Genomic DNA, 24,240 nt, shown 5'->3' with positions numbered 1-24,240 from the left:
CGGCTCCGTGATTAGGCTGCGCCCGTGCAGTCAATCCGTCTCGTGCTGGCCGAAGATGGCGATCTGCTCCGAGCGGGCGTCCTCGCGCTGCTCGAGGCCTATGACGACATCGACGTCGTGGCCACGGCGACGAGCCTGCCCGAGCTCCTCGCGGCGGTCGACGCGCATGCGCCCGACCTCGTCCTGACCGACATCCGGATGCCGCCCGACTTCACCGACGAGGGGATCAGGGCGGCCACTCAGCTGCGCAGGACGCATCCCGAGATCGGGGTGGTGGCGCTGACGCAGTACTCCGACGTCGAATACGCCCCCGGACCCGGTGCGCGACGGCAGCGACGGCCGGGGCTACCTCCTCAAGGAGCGGGTGGCCGATGTCGACGAGCTCGTCTCTGCCCTGCGCATCGTGGCTGCCGGAGGTTCGGTCATCGACCAGCTCGTCGTCGACGCCCCGGTCGCGACCAGCACGCGCCGCCCCCACTCCGTGCTCGACCGGCTGACACCGCGCGAGCTGGAGGTGCTCGCCATGGTGGCCCGCGGGATGACCAACGCGGCCATCGCGGCCGAGCTCGTGGTGACCGACCGCGCGGTGGAGAAGCACATCAACTCGATCCTCAGCAAGCTCGATCTGCCTGCCGACGCGCCCGTCCACCGGCGCGTCGCCGCCACCCCCGGTCTTCCTGAGCGAGGCCGGCGTCGGCGGCGTCAGGCAGCGGGGATGACGCGACTCGTCCCGCGGTGGTCGGGGGCAGACCCCGATCTCGCCCGGCTGATGCGGCTCAACTACATCGCGTTGACCATGTCCTTCGTCGTCCCGGGGACCGCCTACGCGCTCGGTTTCCGCCACACCGCCGTGCTCATCGACCCGGTGGCCATGGCGGTGGCGGAGGCCCTCCTGCTCGCCTCCTTGCCGATGACGCGCCGGTACGGCGACGTGGCCTGCGTCCTCGCGCTGGCCCTCTCGGCGACGGCGTTCGCCGTCGTCGGGCACCTGGAGCACGCCCAACCCGGTCGCGCTGACGACGATCCTGATGCTGATCCCGCTCCCGGTGGGCTTCCCCTACGTCTCGCGCGGCTGGCTGGCCGTCCTGATGGTCAACGCGATCGTCGGCAGTGCGTCGCTGGCCGCGCTGTCGGAGTGGCGGCGGGTCGCCAACGTCAACGAGAACTGGGTGGTCAACGCGGTCGTCATCGGGTCTGCGCTGCCCGCCACCTACCTCATCGTGATCTTCCGGTGCGCAACGCCTACCGCCGCCTCCGGGACCAGTCGGACCAGCTGCGTCAGTCGCGCACGCGTGGTCGAGGTCGCCGACGCGGCCGGGCGCAGCCTCGAGCGCGACCTGCACGACGGTGCACAGCAGCGGTTGCTGGCGATGAGCGTGACCATGGAGCGCGCCCGCAAGGAGATGTCGGCGGGGCGCACGGAGTCGGCCGAGGCGCTGCTGAAGCAGCTGTCCCACGACAACCTTGACGTGCTCGCCGAGCTGCGGGAGCTGGCTCGCGGGGTCTACCCACCCCTGCTGACAGAGCGCGGCCCGGTGGCAGCCATCCAGTCCGCCGCCCGCCGCTCGGTCGTGCCAGTCACGCTCGACGCCGACTCCTTCCCCCGGCCGGCGCAGCAGATCGAGGTCGCCGCCTACTTCTGCATCATGGAGGCGCTGACCAACGCGGCCAAGCACTCCGGCGCCAGCGACGTTCACATCACGGTGAAGGGGAGGCCGCGGCTCGTCTTCACGGTGAGTGACAACGGCCGCGGTTTCGACCCCGGGTCCGTGTCGACCGGCGGGCTGCTCGGCATGGAGGCGCGAGCGGCCGCGGCGGGCGGGACGATCGTCCTCGACACGGCTCCGGGGCGCGGGACCAGCCTGACCGGGACCTTCCCACTGGACGCCGTAGGTTAACGATCGCTAACCTGCGGACGTGACCACCACCCAAGGCGCTCCGAGCATGCGTGACCTCGTCGACGACCTGCGCGAGCGCCCGGCGTTGGTTCGCCTCGGCGGCTCCGAGAGCGCGCGGACCAAGCACACCGACCGCGGCAAGCTCCCGGTGCGCGACCGCGTGGACCGGCTGCTCGACCCGGGCAGCCCCTTCCTCGAGCTGAGCCCGCTGGCCGCGACGGGGATGTACGGCGCCGACGCGGGCCAGCTCAATGCAGTCCCCGCTGCCGGCGTCGTCACCGGGATCGGCCGGGTCGAGGGCCGCGAGGTGGTGATCGTCGCCAACGACGCGACCGTCAAGGGCGGCACCTACTACCCGATGACGGTCAAGAAGCACCTGCGCGCGCAGACGATCGCCAGCGACAACCACCTGCCGTGCATCTACCTCGTAGACTCCGGCGGCGCGTTCCTGCCGATGCAGGACGAGGTCTTCCCCGACCGCGAGCACTTCGGCCGGATCTTCTACAACCAAGGCCAACCTGAGCGGTCGCGGCATCCCGCAGATCGCCAGCGTCATGGGCTCGTGCACCGCCGGTGGCGCCTACGTCCCGGCGATGAGCGACGAGTCCGTGATCGTGAAGAACCGGGGCACGATCTTCCCGGGCGGGCCGCCGCTGGTGAAGGCCGCGACCGGGGAGGTCGTGACGGCTGAGGACCTCGGCGGCGGCGACGTGCACGCCCGCACCTCCGGCGTCGTCGACCACCTCGCCGACGACGACGCGCACGCACTGCGGATCGTGCGCAGTATCGTCGCGACGCTGCCTCGCAACCTTGGTTTCGACACGGGCGCTGGGCGCCCTGCTCAACCAGCGGTCGAAGCCGAGGTCGAGGAGCCGCACGAGCCCCCGGAATCGCTCTACGACGTCGTGCCGACGGACACGCGCACGCCGTACGACGTCCGCGAGGTCATCCGTCGCATCGTCGACGGCAGCCGGATGCACGAGTTCAAGAAGCTGTACGGCGAGACGCTGGTCACCTGCTTCGCGAAGATCCACGGCTACGACGTCGGGATCATCGCCAACAACGGCATCCTCTTCAGCGAGTCGGCGCTCAAGGGAGCGCACTTCATCGAGCTGTGCAACCAGCGCGGCATCCCGCTGGTGTTCCTGCAGAACATCACCGGCTTCATGGTCGGCCGCGAATACGAGAACCGCGGCATCGCCCGCGACGGCGCCAAGCTCGTCACGGCCGTCGCGTGCAGCGTGGTCCCCAAGTTCACCGTCGTCATCGGCGGCTCGTTCGGTGCCGGCAACTACGGCATGTGCGGGCGCGCCTACGATCCGCGCTTCCTGTGGATGTGGCCCAACGCGCGCATCTCGGTGATGGGCGGGGAGCAGGCGGCCGGCGTGCTCGCCACCGTCCGCACCGACCTCGAGACCGAGGAGCAGGTCGAGGCGTTCAAGGCGCCGATCCGCGAGCAGTACGAGACGCAGGGCTCGCCCTACTACTCCACCGCCCGCCTCTGGGACGACGGTGTCATCGACCCCGCCGACACCCGCCGCGTGCTCGGCATGGGACTGGCGGTCGCCGCGCGTGCCGGTCCCGGCTCCCAACTACGGCATCTTCCGGATGTGATGGGCATGGACAAGCTGCTCATCGCCAACCGCGGCGAGATCGCGCTCCGCATCATGCGCACCGCCACCGCCCTCGGCGTCCGCACGGTCGCGATCCACACCGCCGCCGATCGCCGAGCCCCGCACGTGCTCACGGCCGATGATGCGATCGAGGTGCCGAGCTACCTCGACATCGACGCCATCGTCGCCGCCGCGGTCGAGATCGGCGCCGACGCCATCCACCCGGGTTACGGCTTCCTCTCCGAGCGCTCCACCTTCGCCCGCGCCATCGAGGGCACGGACGGCCTCGGTGCTGGTCGGCCCGAGCGCCGACGTGATGGACAAGATGGGCAAGAAGGACGCCGCTCGCGAGATCGCCATCGCGGCCGGGGTGCCCGTGGTGTCGTCCTATTCGGTCGACGCCGACTCATCGACGTACAACTATCCCGTCCTCGTGAAGGCCGCCGCCGGCGGCGGTGGCAAGGGCATGCGGATCGTCCGGAGCCGGGGGAGTACGCCGCAGCGCTGGCCGCCGCGAAGCGCGAGGCGCTCACGGCGTTCGGCGACGACACGATCCTGATCGAGAAGTACGTCGAGCACGGCCGCCACATCGAGGTCCGAGTCTTCGCCGATGCGCACGGGAACGCGGTGCACCTCTTCGAGCGTGACTGCTCGACGCAGCGCCGGCACCAGAAGGTGCTGGAGGAGGCGCCCGCTCCCACGATCACCGAGGCGCAGCGCGAGCTCGTCACCAGCAGCGCGGTCGCCCCGGCGACGGAGGTCGGCTACACCAACGCCGGCACCGTCGAGTTCCTCCCCGGACAGCGACATCGATGAGGCCTCCGGCGAGGGCATCTACTTTCTCGAGATGAACACCCGCCTCCGGGTCGAGCACCCGGTGACCGAGGAGGTCGTGCGGGTCCGCGGTGAGCGCATCGACCTGGTCGAGCTGCAGCTCCGGATCGCCGACGGTGGGCAGCTCGGCTTCGACCGGGGCGACGTCACGCTCGAGGGCCACGCCATCGAGGCGCGGGTCTACGCCGAGGACTCCTTCGGCGGGTTCCTGCCGCAGGCGGGTCGCGCCGACCTGGTGCGTTGGCCCTCCTCGGCGAGAGTCGACCACGCGCTCGAGTCCGGCCGGGTCGTCAGCACCAGCTTCGACCCGATGCTCGGCAAGGTGATCGCGTGGGGCGAGGACCGCGAGGCTGCCCGCGCCAACCTCGTGGCCGCGCTCGACAGCTCCGCCGTCCTCGGGCTGACCACCAACCTCGGCTTCGTCCGGGCGTTGGCCGCGAGCGACGAGTTCCAGCGACACGACGATCGACACGGCCCGGCTCGACAGCGCCGAGGTCCCACCCCCGAGCGCCGAGATCCCCCTGAAGCTGGCCGCGTGGGTCGATGCCGCCCTGAACAGCCCGCGCTTCGCGGCCGATCCGGGCGGCCCCTTTGCCCCGGACGGCTGGCGATCGGCCGGTCCGAAGGCCCCGACGCTGGTCGCGCTCGAGCATGGCGGCGAGGTCCATGAGCTGAAGGTGGACGTCGCCAACCAGACCATCGACGGCAGGCGGGTGCGGGAGCGCAGGCTGGCCGACCACGTCGCCGTACTCACCATCGAGGGCCACGACGAGATGGCGATCGTCAACGCACAGGCGCACACCGTCGAGGTGTCGTGGCACGGGCAGCGGTTCGTCTTCGAACGACCCGACGCCTTCGGCGACCACGGTCCCGCGGTCGGCGACGGCACCCTCGTCGCGCCCATGCCCGGGACCGTCCTCGACGTCCTCGTCACCGTCGGCCAGCAGGTTGTCGAGGGTGAGACGCTGGGAGCCATGGAGGCGATGAAGATGGAGCTCGCACTCAAGGCGCCCTTCGCCGGGACCGTCACCGAGGTCAACGTCGTGGCCGGCCAGCAGGTCGCGCTCGGCGCAACGCTCATCGTGGTGGAGGAGTCCGCATGATCCCGAAGAAGGTCACGATCTACGAGGTCGGCGCCCGCGACGGATTGCAGAACGAGAAGGGCGTCATCTCCACCGACGTGAAGATCGAGTTCATCGGGCGCCTCGTCGCGGCCGGGCTCCCGATCGTCGAGGCGACCAGCTTCGTGCACCCGAAGTGGGTCCCGCAGCTCGCCGACGCCGCCGACGTGATGACCGCACTCGGTGATGCCGGGAAGGACATGCCCGTCCTCGTCCCCAACGAGCGCGGCCTCGACCGCGCGCTCGAGCTCGGCCTCAAGCACATCGCGATCTTCGGCAGCGCCACGGAGACGTTCGCCCAGAAGAACCTCAACCGCTCCCTCGACGAGCAGTTCGCGATGTTCGAGCCGACCGTCGCGCGCGGGCGGCCGGGCTCGACGTCCGCGCCTACGTCTCCATGTGCTTCGGCGACCCGTGGGAGGGCGCGGTCCCCATCGACCGAGGTCGTGAGCGTCGGCAAGCGGCTGTTCGACCTCGGCGCCAGCCAGCTCTCCCTCGGCGACACGATCGGTGTCGGCACCGCCGGACACGTCAAGGACCTGATCGCGGCGTTCTGTCAGGCGGGCATGGAGATCGACGACCTCGCCATGCACTTCCACGACACCTACGGCCGGGCCCCGGCGAACACCTACTCGGCGTTGCAGGAGGGCATCTCGACGTACGACGCGAGCGCGGGCGGCCTCGGCGGCTGCCCCTACGCCAAGAGCGCCACCGGCAACCTCGCCACCGAGGACCTCGTGTGGATGCTGAACGGTCTCGGCATCGAGCACGGCGTCGATCTCGATGCCGTTGTGGAGACCAGCGTGTGGATGGCCGGGCACCTCGGGCGCCCCAGTCCCAGTGCCGTGGTGCGCGCGCTCGCCGCTGGTTGATCGGGCAAGATGGCCCCATGAGCCGCGTCGTCTATCTCCACATCGGCGCCCCGAAGACCGGGACGACCTACCTGCAGGACCGGCTGATGCTCAACCGGGCGTCGCTGGCCGAGCACGGCGTGACGATCCCGACGAAGAACCGGCTCGTCGACGCGGACCTCTTCCACTTCCGTGCGGCGCTCGACCTGCTCGACCGGGACTGGGGCGGCAAGCCCGGCCATGCCGTGGGTGCCCGGGACACGATGGTCAAGCGCGTGCGTCGCGCCAACGGCACCGCCATCATCAGCCACGAGGTGCTCGCACCGGCCAAGCCCGACGTCGTCGCGCGCGTCATGAACGACCTCTCCGACAGCGAGATCCACGTCGTCTACTCCGCGCGCGATCTCGGCCGGGCGCTTCCGGCCGCGTGGCAGGAGAGCATCAAGCAGGGCCGCAAGTGGACCTTCAAGCACTTCCTCGACAAGGTCGAGCGCAACCAGACCCGGTTCCGCGCGTCGATGGACCTGCCCGCCGTGCTGGAGACACGGGGCGCCAAGCTGCCGCCCGAGCGTGTGCACGTCGTCACCGTTCCGCACCACCGCGGCCCGACCGGCGACGAGCTCTGGCTCCGGTTCTGCCGTGCCTTCGGCATCGACCCGGCGTGGGCGCCGCTCGACTCGGAGCGGGCCAACCGCTCGCTCGGGATCGCCGAGACCCAGCTCGTCCGCCGCCTCAACCGTCGCCTCGAGCTGCCGATGTGGCGCGACGCGACCTACGACGCGCTGATCCGCGAGCTGCTGGCGCAGGACGTGCTCGCGTCACGCGACTCGATCCCGGTGCGGCTGCCGCCCGATCGCTTCGACTACGCCGAGACCCGTGCCGAGGTCTGGATCGACTGGCTCAAGACCACCGGCGTCGACGTGGTCGGCGAGGCCGACGACCTGCGTCCGGTCCGCCCCAACCCCGACAAGCCGTGGCGCGATCCCGACCGCGTCAGCCCCAAGCTGCAGCTGGGTGCCGCGCTCGATGCGCTCACGACGATGACGCGCGAGGCCGCCGAGCGTACGCCGAGCGGCGACTGGGCCACCGGCTGCGCCAGCAGGCCCGTCGGCTGCGCGACCGTTGAGCGGCACCTCGCGCGCCCGGGGCTGGGTCGCGCACCTGCGTGAGGGCGGGACCACGCCGTGGCTGTCCCTGGGCCGGCTCCGCAGAGCCGTCCGCCCGGGTGCTGCCCGGCGCGCAGCAGCTCGAGCTGTTGCGCAGGCTCAACCTCGCCGAGTCGAGTGATATCCCCAAGCGTGGATACAGCCACCTCAGCACTCGACTCGCGGATCGCGTGCTCACCGCCGCTGCTCCCGGTCGCGGGAAGCCGGATCTCGCCCTCCTCGGGGTCGAGGAGTCGCCGTACGGACCCGGGCCGGTCGACCCGAGCCTGCTGCCCGCGCACGAGCTGGTCCGGGTCGCGACGAGCGTGCTGGCGGAGGACGTCGTCGCCCTCGGAGTGCCGGCTCCCGAGCGTCGCGTTCGGCGCATCTGGCACCGCAGCTACCGCGTCGCCGGCGACCCGATCGAGGCCGCCCTCGTGCGCGAACACCTCACCGGCCGCGGTCGCCCGCCCGGCGGTCACGGCGCCCAGACCCTCGTCCCGGGCGGGCCCCTCGACCAGATGCTGGCCGACGTGTGGACCCGCCGGTGCTTCGAGCGCGGCTCGGGCGGCTGGCCGGAATGGCTGCGCTTCTGGCAGCAGCGCGGCGAGCTGCCGCCCCGGATCGACCTGCCGGCCGTCGTCGACCGGCAACGCGGTCGCGTGAGCGTGGTGCTCGACCGCTCGCAGCTCCCGGGTCTTCTCGGCGTACGCCGACTGCCACCCCCGACACGGCCGGGTGCCGACGCCGCGGAGCTCGCGCGCCGGATCGCCACCGTCGTCGGGCTGCTGGTGCCGGCCGACGAGCGGGCCGACCTGATGACGCGCACCCTGCTGCCGCGGATGCCGGCGACCGACACGCCACCGGTGTCTCTGCCCGAGGAGCACCGGGAGTGGGTGCACGCCGCGGGGGAGCGGATGGCGCGGTCGCTGAGCCGTGCTGGCTACCCTGTCGTCGGCGATCCGGCGACGGTGGTCCCGTCAGGGTCCTCGGTCAACGTGGCCACGCCGGAGCAGGTGCTGGCGCTCGCCGTACGCATGCTGGTCGACGACTCGTGGAAGGAGCAGTGATGAAGAAGGTCCTGCTCCACGTCGGCACCCCCAAGACCGGCACGTCATACCTGCAGGACGTGCTCTTCCGCAACCGCGAGTCGCTGCGCGCGCAGGGGATCCTCTACCCCGCCGACCGCTTCGACGGGCACTTCCCCGGCCGCCCTCGACCTGATGCGCCTGACACGGGGCGGGCTGGAGACCGAGGCGGTAGGCGCGTGGGACCGGCTGGCCGCGGAGGTCCGCGCCCGGCCCGGCACCTCGATCATCAGCCACGAGATCCTCTCCACCCGCCTCGCCGACGCAGATCGACCGGGCGCTGACGTCCTTCGGCGAGGGCGTCGAGGTGCACCTGATCGTGTCCGTGCGCGACCCGGTCCGCCGGGTCCCGGCGGAGTGGCAGGAGAACGTCAAGCACCGCAGCCTCGTCTCCTACGCCCACTTCCTGAAGATGATCCGCGACCCGTCGCGCGACACCCGCATCGGTTCGTGGTTCTGGGGTGCGCAGGAGATCCCCGACATCCTCGACCGCTGGGGATCGATCCTCCCGCCCTCGCAGGTGCACCTCGTCACGGTGCCGAAGCCGGGTTCTGCGCCGGACGAGCTGTGGCGGCGGTTCAGCCACACGTTCGGGCTCGACGGGCTCGAGCTCGACCTCACCGCCGAGCGCGCCAACCCGTCGATGGGCGTGCCCGAGACCGCGCTGCTGCGCCTGATCAACAAGCGTGTCACGCCGGTTGTCGACCCGCCCGACTACCGGCCGCTGGTGCGCGAGCTACTGGCGCACCGGACCCTGTCGCAGCGCACCAAGTCTGCTCGCCTCGCGCTGCCGCCCGCGACCCACGAGTGGGTGCAGGAGCTGTCGCGGACCCGGGTCGAGGAGATCGAGAAGCGTGGCTACGACGTGGTCGGCGACGTCGCCGACCTGATCGGCCAGCCGGCCGAGACCTTCACCGACCCCGACTCCGCACCCGCCGCCGACCTGCTGCAGCCCGCTCTCGACGCGATCAAGGCGCTGCTGGTCGAGGGCTCCCGGCTCCGTCAGTCGGAGTCGACGCTCGCGCGTGAGCTGGACGAGACCCGTCGCGAGCTCGAGCTGGCCCAGCGCACGACGGCCGAGAAGACGGTCCGGGCGATGGAGAAGAGCAGGTCCGGTCGCGGCGCGCTGAAGGTCTACCGCAAGCTTCGTCGCCGCTGATCTCGAGAGTTGCGTAGTTAAGTGCGAGTTGGTGGTCCCAAGCGCGAACGCAAACTCGCACTTAACTACTGAGGATCCTCGACCGAGCCAGACAGCGAGGCCGGAGCTACGCCCGCGGGCGGGCCGGGATCTCGCGATCGGCGTACCGCCCCACCTTCCGGGTGGCATAGCCGTCGGCGCCCATGCCGACGAGGCCGCCCACGACCGGCACGCGTCGACCCACGGTGACCGCGAGGCGCTTGCCGGCGACACGGGCGACGAGGTCGGCGCCCACCTCGGCCCGGATGATCTTGTCGAGCCCGGCGTCGTGCGCGGGGGCAGTGGCGAGCGCCATCGGCGGCGCGGGGATCTTGCGCTTCTTCACCAGCTTGGCGACGGAGTCCTCGCCGAGCAGCGTCGTCAGGATCGCGTTGCGCACGCGCGGGTCGTTGAGGTCGTGGCCGCGCAGGTGCGCGATGCCGGCGATCATCCGGCACTGGACGAGCGTCAGGCCGGTGATGTTGGCGGGGATCGCCACCGCCGCGGTGACCGGGCCGCCGACGTTGGTCAGGAAGCCCTGCGCACCGGCGTAGCGGACGTGGTTCTCGATCACCTCGTGGATCGCTCGCTCGACGTTGCCGTGCTGCTCGGCGAGCTGCTTGTCGGCGGCGGCCGCCGCGCCCGGCAGCGGGCCCACACCCTCGATCGCGCGGTTGAGCGCCTCGCGCACGAAGGACGTCGTCAGGCCGGGTGCGGCCCGGGTGATCTTCGGGGCGAGTCGCTTGCCCACGTTGCCGGCGACGCTCATGGCGCAAGCGTAGCCAGATAGGTTCGAATCCATGCCCGTCCTGCCCGAGCCCAGTCCTTGGGTCTTTCCGGAGCCCGCGGAGTGGGACCCCGACGACGACCTCGTCGCAATGGGTGGCGACCTCGCACCGGGCACCCTGATCGGCGCCTACTCACAAGGCCTCTTCCCGATGCCCACTGGCGGGAAGCGCGATCCCATGGGCTGGTTCTCGCCCGTACGGCGAGGCGTGCTGCCCCTCGACGGGCTCGTCGTCTCCAAGTCACTGAGACGGTCGGCCCGCGACTTCGAGATCCGGGTCGACACGGACTTCGAGCAGGTCATCGACGTGCGGGGACCGCAAGCGGCCCGACGGCTGGATCACTCGCGATGTGCGCGCGGCCTACCCGGAGCTGCACCGGCTCGGCTGGGCGCACTCGGTCGAGGCCCGGCGCGACGACCGGCTGGCCGGCGGGCTCTACGGCGTCGCGATCGGTGGGCTGTTCGCCGGGGAGTCGATGTTCCACCGCGAGCGCGACGCGTCGAAGGTCGCTCTCATGGGCCCGGGTCGAGATCCTGACGGACGGGGAGGAACGACTGCTGGATGTGCAGTGGCGCACCGACCACCTCGCCACGCTCGGGGTGGTGGAGATCCCGCGACCGACGTACCTCGAGAAGCTGCGCAACGCGCTGGGCGTGCCGCTGCCGGCCGCGTTCTGCTGAGACCTACTTCAGCAGCTTGCTCATCCGCCGGTCGGCGAGCGGCTTCCCACCGGTCTGGCACGTCGCGCAGTACTGCAGGCTCGAGTCGGCGAAGGACACCTCGCGCACCACGTCGCCGCACACCGGGCAGGTCTGGCCGGTGCGGCCGTGCACGGCGAGGTTGGTCTTCTTCTCACCCTTGAGCTCGCTGGCGTGCAGGCCGCGGGAGCGCTCGACGGCGGCGCCGATCGTGCCCTTCACGGCGTCGAAGAGCGCGTGCAGCTCCTCGTCGTCGAGACCGTTGCTGGGCTTGTACGGCGACATGCGGGCCGCGTGCAGGATCTCGTCGGAATAGGCGTTGCCGATGCCGGCGATCGTGCCCCGGTGGCGCAGCACGCCCTTGATCTGCTTGCGCCCCTCCGACTGCAGGATCTCGTTGAGCACGTCGATCGTGAACGCGTCGTCGAGCGGGTCGGGCCCGAGCCGGGCGATGCCCGGGACGTCCTGCGGGTCACGGACGACGTAGATCGCGAGGCTCTTCTTGGTGCCCGCCTCGGTGACGTCGAGGCCCGCCTCGTCGTCGATCACGATCCGCGCGGCGAGCGGGTTCTTGCTGTTGGGCCGGGCGGGAAGTGCAGGCACTTCGTCGCGCCAGCGCACCCAGCCGGCACGGGCGAGGTGCATGATCAGGTGCGTGCCCGACGCGGTGATGTCGAGGAACTTGCCGTGCCGCGTGACGTCCTCGACGAGCGTGCCGTGCAGCGAGTGCAGCGGCGGGTCGAAGGTCTTCAGCGCGCTGAACGCCGCCGAGTCGATGCGGGTGATCGCGCGGTCGAGGAGCCGGCCCTTCAGGTCCGGGGCCGGGGCTTCCACCTCGGGCAGCTCGGGCATGCGCCGAGTCTAGGCAGTCTCTTGACGAGCCGGGGAGAATGGAGCATGGCTCTCGCCCGACCGTTGCCGATGACGGGGTCGATCTTCTTCGACGCCCGCGGCGACGATCGCGCACTCCGCGTCTCGTGGCACCACGACGTCGATCTGGTCGTCGTGTCCCTCTGGCGCGACAACGTCTGCGCCGGCTCGTTCCGGTTGACCGTCGACGAGGTCCCGGAGCTGATCGACATGCTCCGGCGCGGGCTCGATGCGGCGTACGCCGTCGCGGCCTCCCGCGAGGACACGCACCCGCTGCACGTGGTCTGAATCTAGGGAATCCGCTAGATCCGTCGATACGGTCTGATCGTGGACCCGATCAGGAACCCGTATGCCCCCGGCGCCGGTCAGCGCCCGCCCGAGCTCGCCGGCCGCGACGAGCAGCTGGCCGCCTTCGACGTCGTGCTCGAGCGGGTGGTCAAAGGCCGCCCCCGGAACGCTCCCTCGTGCTCACCGGGCTGCGCGGTGTCGGCAAGACGGTGCTGCTCAACGCGCTGCGCTCTGCCGCCGTGCACGGCGCCGCTGGGGGACCGGCAAGCTCGAGGCGCGTCCGGACCGGGGGCTGCGCCGACCGCTGAGCAGTGCCCTGCACCGGGCCGTGCGCGAGCTCGGCCACACGGATGCCGACAGCGTCGACCACGTGCTCGGGGTGATCAAGGCGTTCGCCCACCGCGATGCCGGTGCCGGGGCCAAGCTGAAGGACCAGTGGAACCCCGGCATCGACGCGCCCGCCGTCCGTGGCCGTGCCGATTCCGGTGACATCGAGATCGACCCGGTCGAGCTCTTCACCGATCTGGGCGGGCTGGCGGCCGACGTCGGCAAGGGGATCGCGGTCTTCATCGACGAGATGCAGGACCTCGGGCCCGACGACGTCTCGGCGCTGTGCGCGGCCTGTCACGAGATCAGCCAGACCGGGCTGCCCGTGATCGTCGTCGGCGCCGGTCTTCCGCACCTGCCCGCCGTGCTCTCCGCGTCGAAGTCCTACTCCGAGCGGCTCTTCAGCTACCAGCGGATCGACCGGCTCGCGCGCGACGCCGCCGACCGCGCCCTGACCGCGCCGGCCGAGGACGAGGACGCGGCCTTCACGTCCGACGCGCTCGCGGCGATGTACGCCGCGACCGGGGGCTACCCCTACTTCATCCGGGCCTACGGCAAGGCGGTCTGGGACCGTGCGCCGCGCTCACCCATCACCGTCGACGACGTGCTGGTCGCGACGCCGGAGGCCGAGTCGGAGCTGGCGGTCGGCTTCTTCGGCTCGCGCTACGAGCGGGCGACGCCGGGGGAGCGGGAGTACCTCCGCGCGATGGCCGATGTCGCGGCCGCGAGCGAGGAACCCGACGTCGACGCCGTACCCACCGCCGACGTCGCGGCCTTCCTCGATAAGAAGCCGCAGTCCCTCTCCCCCGCGCGACGACGTTGCTGAAGAAGGGCCTCATCTACTCCGGCGAACGCGGTCGGATCGCCTTCACGGTGCCCCACTTCGGGCGATACCTGCGCGAGCACGTGGGCTGACGCAAAACCGCTGGTCCGCCCCACGGACCTGTGCGAGGCTTGTCCCAGTGGCGCCGTCCAGCGCCCAGCCCGCGCATCGGCCCCAGTCCGAGCGAGGCGGCGAAGGGGAGCGGATCCTCGGGCGCTCACACCGAACTCGTCGCTTCACACGCACTGCGGCGGCGGACTGGGGACGCAACGCAGTCGGAGTGAATGCAATGACCGGGGACAGTGACTTCAAGCGGGTCGTGCGCGCGGATGGCCGAGACCGGCGAGAGCTACACGGTGGCCGGGGCCGCCATCGAAGCGCAGGACTCCTCGGCGTACGCCGCTGTGCGCACCGAGCAGGAACGGCTGGTCGCGCGCCTGTTCACCGCGGGTCGGCTCGCCCGGATCCCGGCGAAGCGGAAGGTCCGGGCGGCGGCGCTGCTCGAGGTCCTCACCCGGTTCGAACCGGGCCGCGACTACTCGGAGCCCGAGGTCAACGAGGTGCTGCTCGGGGTCCACGAGGACTTCGCCTACCTGCGCCGCGAGCTGGTCAACTACCGCCTCCTCGGAAGCGCGGACGGGGTCTACCGCGTCGTCGCGACGGCGCCGACGAGGGCAGCGATCGAGCGCCGGGGAGATCCCGGAGTGGGAGGCGATGTGGCTGCCGGGATTCCTCGCGGGAAGCGGACACGTTCCGTCTGCATGAGGCGGGAGGGGTGTTCCAACAGCAACGGAACACCCACCGGGAGCAGCAGGACGACGCCGCGACGACCGGCCTCGTCGTCCATGGATCCCGGCGCCGAGGCGTTGCAGGCTCCCGCCCCGTGGTTCGCCCGGCACGCCGGCCACGCCGACATCGTCCGCGAGCAGCTCGACGGTGCACTCGCCGGCCAGCTGACGTTGGCCGCCAACGACATGCCGAGAAATGACTTCATCTAGCCGTGGCGGCGGGAGTGCGCCAGAGTTTGAGCTCATTCCAATAAAAGCACGACCGTGCTAATGTGTTGGGTATGGGCAAGGGCGACTCCACCGGGACCTCGATCCTCGACGAGGCGTTCAGTCTCGCCACGAGGATTGGGTTCGAAGGCCTGACCATCGGCCAGCTCGCCGAGCAGATGCAGATGAGCAAGAGCGGCATCTACGCCCACTTCAAGTCCAAGGAGCAACTCCAGCTCGACACCCTGATCCGGGCGCGCGAGCACTTCGTCGACCGGGTGATCCGGCCGGCACTCGCCGCCCGAACGGGGCGAGCCCCGGGTGCGGACGCTGTTCGAGCGGTGGGTGGAGTGGGCCGAGGCTGGCGATGGCTGCGTGTTCGTCGCCGCATCGGCCGAGCTGGACGATCGGCCCGGCCTGCTCCGCGATGCCCCCGGTGCACAGCCAGGTCGACTGGTTGGAGCTGATCTCCACGGTGACTCGAAGTGCGATCGCCGAGGGCGATTTCCGCGAGGACCTCGACCCGGAGCAGTTCGCCTACGAAGTGCACGGCATCAAGCTCGCCCACCATCACGCCGTCCGACTGCTTCGTGATGAGCAGGCCGGGCGACGAACGCGCATCGCGTTCGAGTCGCTGATCGCGGCCGCGCGCGCCTGATCGAAGCCCCGTCCGGCGAAAAGGAGTCCCACAAATGTCAGCTCAAAAAGCACGATCGGTCGTTCTGTTCGCATCGCCTTCCTCCTTGCCGAGTGGCTGGCGCCCGCCCCGGGCGCACGGGCCGCAGCGGCGGTGTGGTTCCGGCTGCCACCCGGGCGCCCACGGTCGGGGCTGCCAGTCGGCGGGACGCGGTTCGAGGTGACGCTCGAGCAGCGTGCCGTGCGCGGCACCCACTGGGGGACGGGTCCCGCGGTCTACCTCGTCCACGGCTGGGGTGGTCTCAGCGATCAGTTGGCCCGATTCGTCGAACCCCCGGTTGCGAGCGGCCACCGCGTCGTTGTCTTCGACGGCCCGTCGCACGGTGAGTCCGATCCCGGTCACCCGGGTCCTCGCAGCGCTTCGGCCCCGGAGTTCGGACGAGCCCTCGACGCCGTGGCGGCCGAGTTCGGTCCGGCAGCCGCGGTGATCGCCCACTCCATGGGCGGGGTGGCCACGCTGCTCGCCCTCCGGCACGGCTCGCTGACGGCAGGTCGGCTGGTCCTGCTCGCCCCCATGGTCAGACTGTCCACTCATCGCGACGCGCTCTGGGCGATGCTGGGCGTCGGCCCCCGGACCAGTCGCCGAGCAGATGTCATCGCCGAGCGGCGCGTGGGCCATCCGGTCTCCGGGGTTGATCTGTTCGCCCTGCGTGACCGGGTCGAGGGCGTGCCGACGCTGGTCGTGCACGACCGGCACGACCGGACGACGCCCTTCGCCGAGAGCGCTGACTGGGCCAGTGCCGTGGGCGCGCGATTCTTCGCGACGACGGGCTTGGGCCATCACCAGATCCTCTACTCCCCGACGGTCGTCAAGACGGCGACAGCGTTTGTCGCGGGGGAGGAAGGCGCCGCTTCCGCCCGAGACCTCAAGTCCGCCTGAGCCGCGGCTCGATCCGCCGCCGGGTGGCGCGATATCGGCCATGTGGCCGATCTTCGAGAGCCCCCACCCGAGCAGGGTTGTACACACGAGGCGGTTGAGCAGCGATCGCTACAGAACCGGGGAGACAGTCATGACCAGCAGCAGCGAAACCGACAACCGGGCCACCGACATGATGCCCACCCCCGACCCCGCGCTCCGTCAGCTCGAGCGGTTTGTCGGGACCTGGACCATGGCGGGTCGACTCGAGGGCCGGGAGGAGGACACGATCCACGGGCGCACCACCTACGAATGGCTGCCCGGGGGTTTCTTCCTCAAGCAGCACATGACCATGGACTTCGCCGGCTACGTCGAGATCGACAGCACCGAGATCGTCCGCTACGACCCCGAGACGGGCACCTTCCCGTCGCAGGTCTTCTCCAACATCTCGCCCGAGCCGCTGCCCTACAGCTGGCAGCTGGACGGCGACCAACTGCGGATCTCGGTGTCCTACGGTCCGCTCGACGCGACGTTCGAGGGCAGGTTCAGCGACGACGGGGACAGCTTCTCGGGTGCCCGGTCGCCCAACCCGGGCGCCGATCCCGAGGCCAACATCCCCTACACGATCGGCGGCAGGCGGGTCGTCTGACCCCACCAGTGCCGGGGCCGGGAAACCCGTTCCCGGCCCCCGGGTTGCGGTGTCAGACTGCTGCCGATGCCTGACGTCGCCGTACCCCCGCCCGAGCTCTCCACGTTTGTGGGCAGGGCCCGGGAGCTCGACGAGATAGCGGACCTCGTTGCCCCGGGGCGCCTCGTCACGCTGGTGGGTCCCGGCGGGTGTGGCAAGACCCGGCTCGCGGCCCGCTTCGCCCGTACGGCGCGGGGCTTGCCCGACGACGCGCGTTGGGTCGAGCTGGAGCACGAGAGTGACGCCGATGCCGTCGCCACCCGGGGTGGCCCGGCAACTCGGCGTCCCGGTGCCTGCCGGGGCCGGAACCGCTCACGGTCCTTGTCGAGCAGCTCCGCGTCCTGACGGCGGTCCCGGTGCTCGACAACTGTGAGCACGTCGCCGACGCCGCGGCTCAACTGGTCCGTGCGGTACTGACCCATTGCCCGGGAATCGCCGTGGTCGCCACCAGCCGGGGGCCGCTCGACATTCCTGGAGAGGTGGTCTGGCGGGTGCCGCCCCCGGCGCTCGAGGACGCAGTTGCGCTGCTCACCGACCGTGCGGGGACAGCCGCGCGGGCGCTGTCCCCGGAGACTGCGCGCCGCATCTGCGACCGGCTCGACCGGCTGCCGTTGGGTCTGGAGCTCGCGGCCGGGTGGATGGGCACGCTCTCCGCCTCGCAGATCGCGGAGGCGTTGCGCGAGCCGCTGGCTCTCCTCGGTGACGCGGCCGGCCGCGGCACCCTTCGCCAGCAGTCACTCGAGGCATCGATCCGCTGGAGCCACGACTTGCTGACCCGCCCCGAGCAGGTGGCGTTCCAGCGGCTCGCGGGCCCGGAGCCGGGGTTCACCGCTGTGCTGGCGACCCGCTTCCCCGGCAGTACTGGGCCGGGACCCGGCGACCACCCCGGGCGTCGTACGACGCCTGCTCGACGCGTCGTTGCTCGTGGCCGACACGGGTGGACCAGTCGCGACCTACCGGATGCTCGGAGTGGTGCGTGCCTACGCGCAGTCTCGGCTCGACGCCACCGAGCTCGGCGTCGTCCGCGACGCGCAGCTGGATGCCGCACTGACGGCGGTCGCCGAGCTCGCTCCCCTGCTGACCACCGACAAGGACACGTGGCGAGCAGAGATCCGTCAGCTCTATCCCAACCTCCGCTCGGCGACGGCTTGGGGACTCTCCCGGGCCGACCCGAGCAGGGGTCGACGGCTGGCGGCCGGGCTTGCGTGGTGGTGGCACCTCGAGAGCGGGGGCCGCGAGGGTCTGCGCTTCCTCGAGCGGGCGGTCGAGCTGGGGGCGGGCGAGCGCAACCTCCTCCGGGCCGAGGTCCCGGTCTCGGCGGCCCCGGTCGCCGACACTGCGGTCGGCGGTGGCGCGGGATATCGCTACGCCGAGGCCGCGGCGGGACTGGCCGGCGAGCTCGTCGCCGAGGATGACCGGCAGGGACAAGCCCCGGGCGGCGTGTCCCGACTCTCGCGCGCACTCGTCGCGATCGGCCCGGTCGGCACCGACCCGGGGGCTGCCGAGCGCGTGGCGGTCGCCGTACGAGACGAGGCAATGACGGCAGGCGACGGGTTCGTGACAGACGCGGCGCAGGCGCTGGTCGGCCTCGTCACGATGCTGCGAGACGTCTACCCCGACGCGATCGATGCCCTCGAGGCACCGCTCGCCTCGCTGCTCGCTCGCGGTGACCGAGGTGTCGCCTCGATGGCGCTGGGGGCGCTCGCGATGGCCAATGCCCGCTGTATGCGGTTCCGAGGAGGCGGCCCGGCGGGCCGAGGAGGCCGTGGCGGTGGCCGAACCCCTGCGGGACTTCCATCGCATCGGTTCGGCCTCGGTGCACGCTGGCCGACGTCCGGCTCTGCCCAGGGCGGGTCGCGGACGCCCGCGCCGCCCCCGGCGCGCATCGATGGGGTGGTGCAAGGGGCGGACCCAGCGCCCTTCATCCCGCGCTATGAGTTGACCCACGCCATCCTCGCGCTGGAGGAGGGCCGGTTGGAGGAGGCGGTCGCGTGGTGTCGCCGCGAGAGTCGATGGTCGTCCGAGCCGTCCGAGGCGAACCTGACGGTGCGTACTCAGCTGGTTCTCGCGATCGCCCAGATCTGGCTGGGCGACCACGCCGCAGCCGCCGTCGTCGTCGAACGGTTGCAGTCGTCGGAGCAGGCCCCCCGACTCCCCCTCTACTGGGCAGAATCGCTCAACGTGCAGGCGATCCTCCTGCATGACGCCGATCCCGAGGCGGCGCTCGATCTCCACCTCGAGGCGCTCAGGTATGGCCTTGACTCGGACTTCGACATGGGTCTCATCTACTGCCTTGAAGCCATCATCGCCTGCCACCTCCACCGCGGCGACCTCGACCGCGCTGCCGTACTCACTGGAGCCGTGGATCGCGGGCGTGAGGAGTCGGGCTTCTGGGCCAGCAGCTATGTGCCTGACCCACGCCGGGAGCTGGGTGAGCGGATGCCTGAGGCCCCACTGATCGACGCCCTCGCCCGCGGCCGGTCGATGGACCTTCGCCGGGCGGCTGCCCGGGTGACACGTTCGCGCGGTCCGCGGCGCCGTCCGGGCGCTGGCTGGGCGAGCCTGACCCCGACAGAGGTCGAGGTCGCGACCCCGGCGGCCGAGGGTCTCACCAACCCACAGATCGCCGAACGCCTCTTCGTGAGCCGGTCGACCGTGAAGACGCACCTCGAGCACGTCTACGCCAAGCTCGGCATCGCCGGCCGGACCGAACTGGCCCGGATGGTCGCCGAGCGGGACGGGAGACGGTGAGGACAGGGGCCACCATCGCAGGGCACGCTGGGCCCGTCGCGCACACGCACAGGCCTGTTCAGACCTAGGGTCGGGCCATGAGGCCGCAGGTCGTCGCCCACCGAGGCGCCAGCCATGAGAACGCCGAGCACACCTTGCGGGCCTACAAGCGCGCGATCGAGGTCGGGGCGGAGGCCCTCGGAGTGCGACGTACGACTGACGGCCGACGGCCACCTGGTCTGTGTGCACGACCGCGACCTTCGCCGTACGGCCGCGGCCAAGGGCGTCATCTCCACGATGAACCTCGCGCAGCTGGACGAGCTCGACTTCGCGTCCTGGAAGAACCCGTGGGCCGAGCTTGACGACGAGGCACCCGACGGCGACCCGGAGGACAACAAGGTCCTGACGTTGCGCAAGCTGCTCGAGACCGTCGCCGACTCCGGTCGTCGGGTCGAGCTGGCGATCGAGACCAAGCACCCGACGCGCTACGGCGGCCTCGTCGAACGCCGCCTCGTCGAGCTGCTGGCCGACTTCGGCTGGACCGGCGAGGACTCCCCGGCCCGGGTGATGAGCTTCAGCTTCACCGCGCTGCAGCGCGTCGAGCGGATGGCGCCGCAGATCCGCAAGGTGATGCTCGTGGAGAAGGCCCATCACTGGCCGATGCTGCGTCGGGCCGTCGGCAGGGAGTGGATCATCGGGCCGGGCATCGGCGAGCTGCGCGACCACCCCGGCCCGGGCAAGCACCTGCGCCCGGCCGATCGCGAGATCCACGTCTGGACCGTCAACACCGCCGCGGACCTGCAGATCTGCCTCGACCTCGGCGTGACCGCGGTGATCAGCGACAAGCCGGCCTACATGTTGGAGCTCCTCGGCGTATAGGTTTCGCGGCATGGCCAAGAAGTCCCGCACCAAAGCCCGTGACACCGCTCCCGCTGAAGGGGACGTCAGCCCGCGCCAGCCCTGCCCGTGCGGCTCCGGCAAGCGCTACAAGGCGTGCCACGGCGCCGCCGGCGGCGCCACGCCCGTGTTCGTCAGTCGCCCCTTCGAGGGGATGCCGGGCGAGTGCGACGTGATCGCGCTGCGCGAGCTGGTCCCGGCCGCCACGATCCCGCTGAGCGTGCCCAGCACCGACCGCGAGGTCCGGCTCTGCACCCTGCTGCCGATGGCCGCGCCCGCGCTGGTGCGCGACAGCGGCGCGATCTGGCTCGGCCTGCAGGTTGCCCATCAGTACGGCGACCCGGCGCGCGACCTCGGCGCGGTGCTCGAGGCCGCCATCGCGACGGAGGAGCCCGGCGTCGTCGGCCTCACCACGCCGCCCGGCGAAGGCCCGCGACTGCAGGACCTGATCTCGAACACGACGCTCGACATCACCGTCCACGACGGCTTCGGCTACTGGGCCGACGACATCGAGGACCCCGACGACTCGGTGGCGGCGGCGCTCGAGCAGGCCAACGGGACGGCCAACCCGACGACGAGGCTCGAGAGCGTCGAGGCGGCGTACTGGACCAACGTCGGACCGAAGGAACACCTGCGCTGGGTGATGCCGCACCGGGAGGACGAGCTCCTCACCGCGCTGGCGCGGTTGCACGCGGCCGGCCGGGACTCGGTGGCCGAGGGCTCGCGCTTCGTCGGGATGTTCCGGGCCCACGGTCTGCTCGCCCCGGTGTGGGACCTGCCGGTCGGTACGGGCGCAGCGGTGCTCGAGGGACCGGCGGCCACGTTCGCGGCGGCCCTCGCCGATGCCCTCGGTCAGGGCGGCGACCTGAGTGCCGCGGAGCGTTCCGCGCGAGCTGGTCTGGCCAACCGCCAAGTCACCATTCGGTGACGATGCTCACCGCCCCTTGTCTGTGGAGTGACTGAGGAGTAGTTTTCTCCCTGCCCGGTCGTTGTTGTATCCCCCGTCAACAACGACCGGGCTTTCAAATTTCATGATGACGACGAGAGACCGGTCCCGATGGGACCGGTCTTCTGCCTGTTGCGACCGCTCCAGCCGCTAGCGTGCTGGCTGGGCCGAGACGGTCTCGGGAAGGGGACAATGCACGTGGGCAACCTCCGGCGCGCCGTGGCGCACCCCGCACGGATCGTCCCTCTCGCGTTCCTCGCTGCGATCGTCGTCGGCACGATCCTGCTCTCGTTATCGATCTCGACGCCCGGGCCGACCCGGCCGCCAGTGCTGACGGCCGCGTTCACCACCGTCTCGGCGGTGTGCGTCACGGGCCTGACGACCGTGGACACCGCCACCTACTGGTCGCCCTTCGGACAGGTCGTCATCATGGGCCTGATCCGGGTCGGCGGCTTCGGGATCATGACGCTGGCCACCCTGCTGGGGCTGCTGGTGGGCGGCAAGCTGCGGCTGACGTCGTCGCTGATCGCGCAGGCGGAGACCCACACCCTCAACATCGGCGACGTCAGGCACGTCGTGCGACGGGTCGCGATCACGATGCTGTCGTTCGAGGCGGTGTTCGCCGCGGTGCTGACGGTGCGCTTCCGGCAGCGTTACGACGACACTCGGGCCGACGCCGCGTGGCACGGGGTGTTCCACTCGATCTCGGCGTTCAACAACGCCGGGTTCGCCCCTCTACTCCGACAACCTGATCGGCTTCGTCGGCGACGCCTGGATCATGTTCCCGATCTGTGTCGCCATCATCGCCGGCGGCATCGGGTTCCCGGTGCTCTTCGAGCTGAGGCGGCGCTGGCGTCAACCACAGCGGTGGACGGTGCACACCCGGCTGACGGTCCACGGCACGCTCATCCTGCTGGTGGCGGGCATCGCGGCCTTCCCGGCCCCGGAGTGGACCAACAACGGCACCCCGGGCGGGCTGACCGCGTGGGGCAAGGTCGTCGGCGGCGTCACCGGCGGCGTCGTCCCGCGCACGGCCGGCTTCAACAGCATCGATTATGCCGACATCACTCCCGAGACGATGGCCGTCAACTACGTCCTCATGTTCATCGGCGGCGGCTCGGGCGGCACCGCCGGCGGCATCAAGGTCACCACCTTCTTCCTGCTCGCCTTCGTCATCTGGTCCGAGGTGCGCGGCGAGCGCGACACCAACATCGCCCACCGCAAGATGGGCACCCAGACCCTGCGCCAGGGCACTGACCGTGGTCCTCCTCGCGCTCGCGGCCATCGCCGTCGGCACCATGAGCATCCTGCTGGTGACCGACTATGCCCTCGACGTCGTCCTCTTCGAGACGATCTCCGCGTTCGCCACAGTCGGCCTGTCCACCGGCATCACCCCGCACCTGCCCCCGGCGGCCGAGATCACCTTGATGGTCCTGATGTTCGTCGGGCGGGTCGGCACGATCACCGTCGCCTCCGCGCTCGCGCTGAAGTCCCGGCACCGCCACTACCACCTGCCCGAGGAGAGACCCGTCATTGGCTAAGTTCAGGAACCCCGCCGCATCCGTGCTCGTCATCGGTCTCGGTCGGTTCGGCTCGGCCGTCGCCGAGTCCCTCGTCCGCATGGGCCAAGAGGTGCTCGCCATCGACGAGGACCGGGCGCTCGTCGACCGGTGGGCCGACGAGCTGACCCACGTGGCCCGGGCCGACACCACCGACGACCGGGCCCTGCGCCAGCTCGGCGTGGCCGACTTCGACCGCGCCGTGGTCGCCATCGGCACCGACATCGAGGCCAGCGTCCTGACCGTGCTGGCCCCGGCCGAGGCCGGCGTGCCCGACATCTGGGCCAAGGCCATCACCCGCAAGCACGGCGCCATCCTCGAGCGCGTCGGCGCCCACCATGTCATCTATCCCGAGTACTCCATGGGCGAGCGCGTCGCCCACATGCTTGCCGGCGGGATGATGGACTACATCGAGTTCGACGACCAGTTCTCCATCGCCCGCACGCTGGCGCCGCCCTTCACGTGGGACAAGACGCTGGCGGAGTCGGCACCGAGGACCAAGCACGGCGTCACCGTCGTCGGCGTCAAGCGCACCGGTGAGGACTTCACCTATGCCCGCCCCGAGACCGCGGTGCATCGCCACGACCACCTCATCGTCTCGGGTCCAACCCGCAGCGTCGAGAAGTTCTGCAACCTCCACTGAGCGGGCTCCGCGACGTCGTGTGAGACGTCCGGTGCGCGAAACGCCTGTGCGCGGAGCGGTCGCGGGTCTACCTTTGACCTCGCCCGAGGGCCTGACACCGGTCACGCCAGAGGCGAGTCTCGCCGAGAGCCCGCGTGTCCACGACCTCGATCCGTTCCCTCATCGCCACCGTCATCGCTGTCGCCGTAGCGATCGCCGGCCTTGCCGTGCTCGTCGGCTCGGGCGGCAGCGCCACCGCCTCGAGCTCGCTGGCCAGCGCATGTGCCGCGCAGGCGGAGGACCTGACGGACGCGGCGACCGCCGCGCAGGACTCCGCCCTGAAGGTCAAGAAGGCCAAGAAGCGCCTGAAGAGGGCGAAGAGGTCGGGCAACGCCGCGAAGATCAAGAAGGCGAAGCGCAAGCTGCGCAGGGCGAAGAAGGAGCTGCGGCTCCAGCTCGAGTGGTACACCTCCGCGAAGGCGGCCTACGACAAGTGCATGAAGGCCAACCCGACGTCGACCGCCACGCCGACCTCGACCGGCACCGTGACTCCGACCGGCACGGCCACCCCGACCTCGACGAGCACCGCGACGCCGACGGGTACGGCGACGACCGGACTGCCGACGATCATCCCGACGATCCTGCCGGAGCCGGTCTGCGTGCCCAACCCGCTCTACGTCGCTCCCCTTTGGATCCCGCCTGCGGAGATCTGCCTGCCGGTCTGAGGCGG

The 24,240-nt window shown here is 70.9% G+C and carries 26 protein-coding genes and 9 pseudogenes; 33 read left to right on the top strand and 2 right to left on the bottom strand.

Features of this window, described 5'->3' with window-relative positions:
- Window positions 1–24: 24 nt before the first annotated feature.
- The 13 genes and pseudogenes from LP418_RS10880 to LP418_RS10815 form a co-directional block, all read left to right on the top strand.
- Window positions 25–249: pseudogene (locus tag LP418_RS10880) on the top strand (response regulator transcription factor); the annotation flags it as partial.
- 70 nt (window positions 250–319) lie between these two features.
- The gene (locus LP418_RS10875; RefSeq protein ID WP_257956282.1) at window positions 320–1,468 is read left to right on the top strand and encodes a response regulator transcription factor; all 1,149 of its coding nucleotides are present in this window, start codon (window positions 320–322) and stop codon (window positions 1,466–1,468) included.
- The gene (locus tag LP418_RS10870; protein ID WP_336275966.1) at window positions 1,371–1,898 is read left to right on the top strand and encodes a sensor histidine kinase; all 528 of its coding nucleotides are present in this window, start codon (window positions 1,371–1,373) and stop codon (window positions 1,896–1,898) included. The genes LP418_RS10875 and LP418_RS10870 overlap by 98 nt, the downstream gene beginning before the upstream one ends.
- Window positions 1,899–1,944: 46 nt before the next feature.
- Complete coding sequence (locus LP418_RS33115; RefSeq protein ID WP_442940255.1) at window positions 1,945–2,589, top strand: carboxyl transferase domain-containing protein; 645 nt, start codon at window positions 1,945–1,947, stop codon at window positions 2,587–2,589.
- Window positions 2,471–3,727: pseudogene (locus LP418_RS33110) on the top strand (carboxyl transferase domain-containing protein); the annotation flags it as partial. The gene LP418_RS33115 and the pseudogene LP418_RS33110, both read left to right, overlap by 119 nt.
- Window positions 3,651–4,327 (top strand): annotated as a pseudogene (locus tag LP418_RS33105) (ATP-binding protein). The pseudogenes LP418_RS33110 and LP418_RS33105, both read left to right, overlap by 77 nt.
- A gap of 31 nt (window positions 4,328–4,358) precedes the next feature.
- Window positions 4,359–5,015 (top strand): hypothetical protein, encoded by a 657-nt coding sequence (locus LP418_RS10845; RefSeq protein ID WP_257956280.1) that lies wholly within the window; start codon window positions 4,359–4,361, stop codon window positions 5,013–5,015.
- Complete coding sequence (locus tag LP418_RS10840) at window positions 4,897–5,448, top strand: biotin/lipoyl-containing protein (protein ID WP_442940254.1); 552 nt, start codon at window positions 4,897–4,899, stop codon at window positions 5,446–5,448. The genes LP418_RS10845 and LP418_RS10840 overlap by 119 nt, the downstream gene beginning before the upstream one ends.
- Complete coding sequence (locus LP418_RS10835; RefSeq protein WP_257956278.1) at window positions 5,445–6,338, top strand: hydroxymethylglutaryl-CoA lyase; 894 nt, start codon at window positions 5,445–5,447, stop codon at window positions 6,336–6,338. The genes LP418_RS10840 and LP418_RS10835 overlap by 4 nt, the downstream gene beginning before the upstream one ends.
- A gap of 17 nt (window positions 6,339–6,355) precedes the next feature.
- A complete protein-coding gene (locus LP418_RS10830; protein ID WP_257956277.1) occupies window positions 6,356–7,486 on the top strand; it encodes a hypothetical protein in 1,131 nt (376 codons plus the stop codon).
- A 56-nt stretch (window positions 7,487–7,542) separates the two neighbouring features.
- Window positions 7,543–8,532 (top strand): hypothetical protein, encoded by a 990-nt coding sequence (locus LP418_RS10825; protein ID WP_257956276.1) that lies wholly within the window; start codon window positions 7,543–7,545, stop codon window positions 8,530–8,532.
- A complete protein-coding gene (locus LP418_RS10820; RefSeq protein WP_257956275.1) occupies window positions 8,532–8,834 on the top strand; it encodes a hypothetical protein in 303 nt (100 codons plus the stop codon). The genes LP418_RS10825 and LP418_RS10820 overlap by 1 nt, the downstream gene beginning before the upstream one ends.
- A 23-nt stretch (window positions 8,835–8,857) precedes the next feature.
- On the top strand, window positions 8,858–9,709 hold the full coding sequence (locus LP418_RS10815) for a hypothetical protein (protein WP_257956274.1): 852 nt from the start codon (window positions 8,858–8,860) through the stop codon (window positions 9,707–9,709).
- 106 nt (window positions 9,710–9,815) lie between these two features.
- Here the strand turns inward: LP418_RS10815 and LP418_RS10810 are convergent, their stop codons facing one another.
- Window positions 9,816–10,496, bottom strand: coding sequence for an EcsC family protein (locus LP418_RS10810; protein ID WP_257956273.1), 681 nt, complete (start codon window positions 10,494–10,496; stop codon window positions 9,816–9,818).
- A 31-nt stretch (window positions 10,497–10,527) separates the two neighbouring features.
- Between LP418_RS10810 and LP418_RS30725 the strand changes: the two are divergent.
- A pseudogene (locus LP418_RS30725) lies at window positions 10,528–10,761 on the top strand (leucyl/phenylalanyl-tRNA--protein transferase); the annotation flags it as partial.
- A gap of 103 nt (window positions 10,762–10,864) precedes the next feature.
- A pseudogene (locus LP418_RS10800) lies at window positions 10,865–10,972 on the top strand (leucyl/phenylalanyl-tRNA--protein transferase); the annotation flags it as partial.
- Between the two features lie 226 nt (window positions 10,973–11,198).
- Here the strand turns inward: LP418_RS10800 and LP418_RS10795 are convergent.
- Window positions 11,199–12,065: a DNA-formamidopyrimidine glycosylase family protein gene (locus LP418_RS10795; protein ID WP_257956272.1), complete on the bottom strand. Its 867-nt coding sequence runs from the start codon at window positions 12,063–12,065 to the stop codon at window positions 11,199–11,201.
- A gap of 45 nt (window positions 12,066–12,110) precedes the next feature.
- Between LP418_RS10795 and LP418_RS10790 the strand changes: the two genes are divergently transcribed.
- From LP418_RS10790 to LP418_RS10715, 18 genes and pseudogenes are all read left to right on the top strand, one after another.
- On the top strand, window positions 12,111–12,371 hold the full coding sequence (locus LP418_RS10790; RefSeq protein ID WP_257956271.1) for a hypothetical protein: 261 nt from the start codon (window positions 12,111–12,113) through the stop codon (window positions 12,369–12,371).
- A gap of 61 nt (window positions 12,372–12,432) precedes the next feature.
- Window positions 12,433–13,524 (top strand): ATP-binding protein, encoded by a 1,092-nt coding sequence (locus LP418_RS10785; RefSeq protein ID WP_257956270.1) that lies wholly within the window; start codon window positions 12,433–12,435, stop codon window positions 13,522–13,524.
- Window positions 13,525–13,850: 326 nt separating this feature from the next.
- Entirely contained in the window at window positions 13,851–14,519 is a 669-nt protein-coding gene (locus LP418_RS10780) for a DUF2087 domain-containing protein (RefSeq protein WP_257956269.1), read from the top strand.
- A 71-nt stretch (window positions 14,520–14,590) separates the two neighbouring features.
- Window positions 14,591–14,689 (top strand): annotated as a pseudogene (locus tag LP418_RS33100) (TetR/AcrR family transcriptional regulator); the annotation flags it as partial.
- Between the two features lie 148 nt (window positions 14,690–14,837).
- Window positions 14,838–14,891 (top strand): annotated as a pseudogene (locus LP418_RS33095) (hypothetical protein); the annotation flags it as partial.
- 61 nt (window positions 14,892–14,952) lie between these two features.
- Window positions 14,953–15,174, top strand: coding sequence for a TetR family transcriptional regulator C-terminal domain-containing protein (locus tag LP418_RS10770; RefSeq protein WP_257956267.1), 222 nt, complete (start codon window positions 14,953–14,955; stop codon window positions 15,172–15,174).
- 198 nt (window positions 15,175–15,372) lie between these two features.
- Window positions 15,373–16,092 (top strand): alpha/beta fold hydrolase, encoded by a 720-nt coding sequence (locus LP418_RS10765; RefSeq protein WP_257956266.1) that lies wholly within the window; start codon window positions 15,373–15,375, stop codon window positions 16,090–16,092.
- Between the two features lie 130 nt (window positions 16,093–16,222).
- On the top strand, window positions 16,223–16,717 hold the full coding sequence (locus LP418_RS10760; RefSeq protein ID WP_257956265.1) for a DUF1579 domain-containing protein: 495 nt from the start codon (window positions 16,223–16,225) through the stop codon (window positions 16,715–16,717).
- Window positions 16,718–16,783: 66 nt separating this feature from the next.
- Window positions 16,784–17,101 carry an ATP-binding protein gene (locus LP418_RS10755; RefSeq protein WP_257956264.1) on the top strand — a complete coding sequence of 106 codons (318 nt, stop codon included), beginning with the start codon at window positions 16,784–16,786 and terminating at the stop codon, window positions 17,099–17,101.
- Window positions 17,102–17,680: 579 nt separating this feature from the next.
- Entirely contained in the window at window positions 17,681–19,507 is a 1,827-nt protein-coding gene (locus LP418_RS10750; RefSeq protein WP_257956263.1) for a LuxR family transcriptional regulator, read from the top strand.
- Window positions 19,508–19,584: 77 nt separating this feature from the next.
- Window positions 19,585–19,848 (top strand): glycerophosphodiester phosphodiesterase family protein, encoded by a 264-nt coding sequence (locus tag LP418_RS30720; RefSeq protein WP_336275965.1) that lies wholly within the window; start codon window positions 19,585–19,587, stop codon window positions 19,846–19,848.
- A complete protein-coding gene (locus LP418_RS10745; RefSeq protein WP_257956262.1) occupies window positions 19,730–20,365 on the top strand; it encodes a glycerophosphodiester phosphodiesterase in 636 nt (211 codons plus the stop codon). The genes LP418_RS30720 and LP418_RS10745 overlap by 119 nt, the downstream gene beginning before the upstream one ends.
- 10 nt (window positions 20,366–20,375) lie before the next feature.
- On the top strand, window positions 20,376–21,311 hold the full coding sequence (locus LP418_RS10740; protein WP_257956261.1) for an SEC-C domain-containing protein: 936 nt from the start codon (window positions 20,376–20,378) through the stop codon (window positions 21,309–21,311).
- Window positions 21,312–21,440: 129 nt separating this feature from the next.
- Window positions 21,441–21,998: pseudogene (locus LP418_RS10735) on the top strand (potassium transporter TrkG); the annotation flags it as partial.
- Window positions 21,999–22,107: 109 nt separating this feature from the next.
- Window positions 22,108–22,515, top strand: a pseudogene (locus LP418_RS10730) (potassium transporter TrkG); the annotation flags it as partial.
- A gap of 73 nt (window positions 22,516–22,588) precedes the next feature.
- Window positions 22,589–22,870 carry a potassium transporter TrkG gene (locus LP418_RS10725; protein ID WP_257956260.1) on the top strand — a complete coding sequence of 94 codons (282 nt, stop codon included), beginning with the start codon at window positions 22,589–22,591 and terminating at the stop codon, window positions 22,868–22,870.
- 22 nt (window positions 22,871–22,892) lie between these two features.
- The gene (locus LP418_RS10720) at window positions 22,893–23,531 is read left to right on the top strand and encodes a potassium channel family protein (protein WP_257956259.1); all 639 of its coding nucleotides are present in this window, start codon (window positions 22,893–22,895) and stop codon (window positions 23,529–23,531) included.
- A gap of 134 nt (window positions 23,532–23,665) precedes the next feature.
- Window positions 23,666–24,235 carry a hypothetical protein gene (locus LP418_RS10715; RefSeq protein WP_257956258.1) on the top strand — a complete coding sequence of 190 codons (570 nt, stop codon included), beginning with the start codon at window positions 23,666–23,668 and terminating at the stop codon, window positions 24,233–24,235.
- The last annotated feature ends 5 nt before the right edge of the window (window positions 24,236–24,240 follow it).

The organism is Nocardioides sp. B-3 (assembly GCF_024703895.1).
GTDB lineage: Bacteria > Actinomycetota > Actinomycetes > Propionibacteriales > Nocardioidaceae > Nocardioides.
This window is presented reverse-complemented; position numbering and strand designations above follow the sequence as displayed.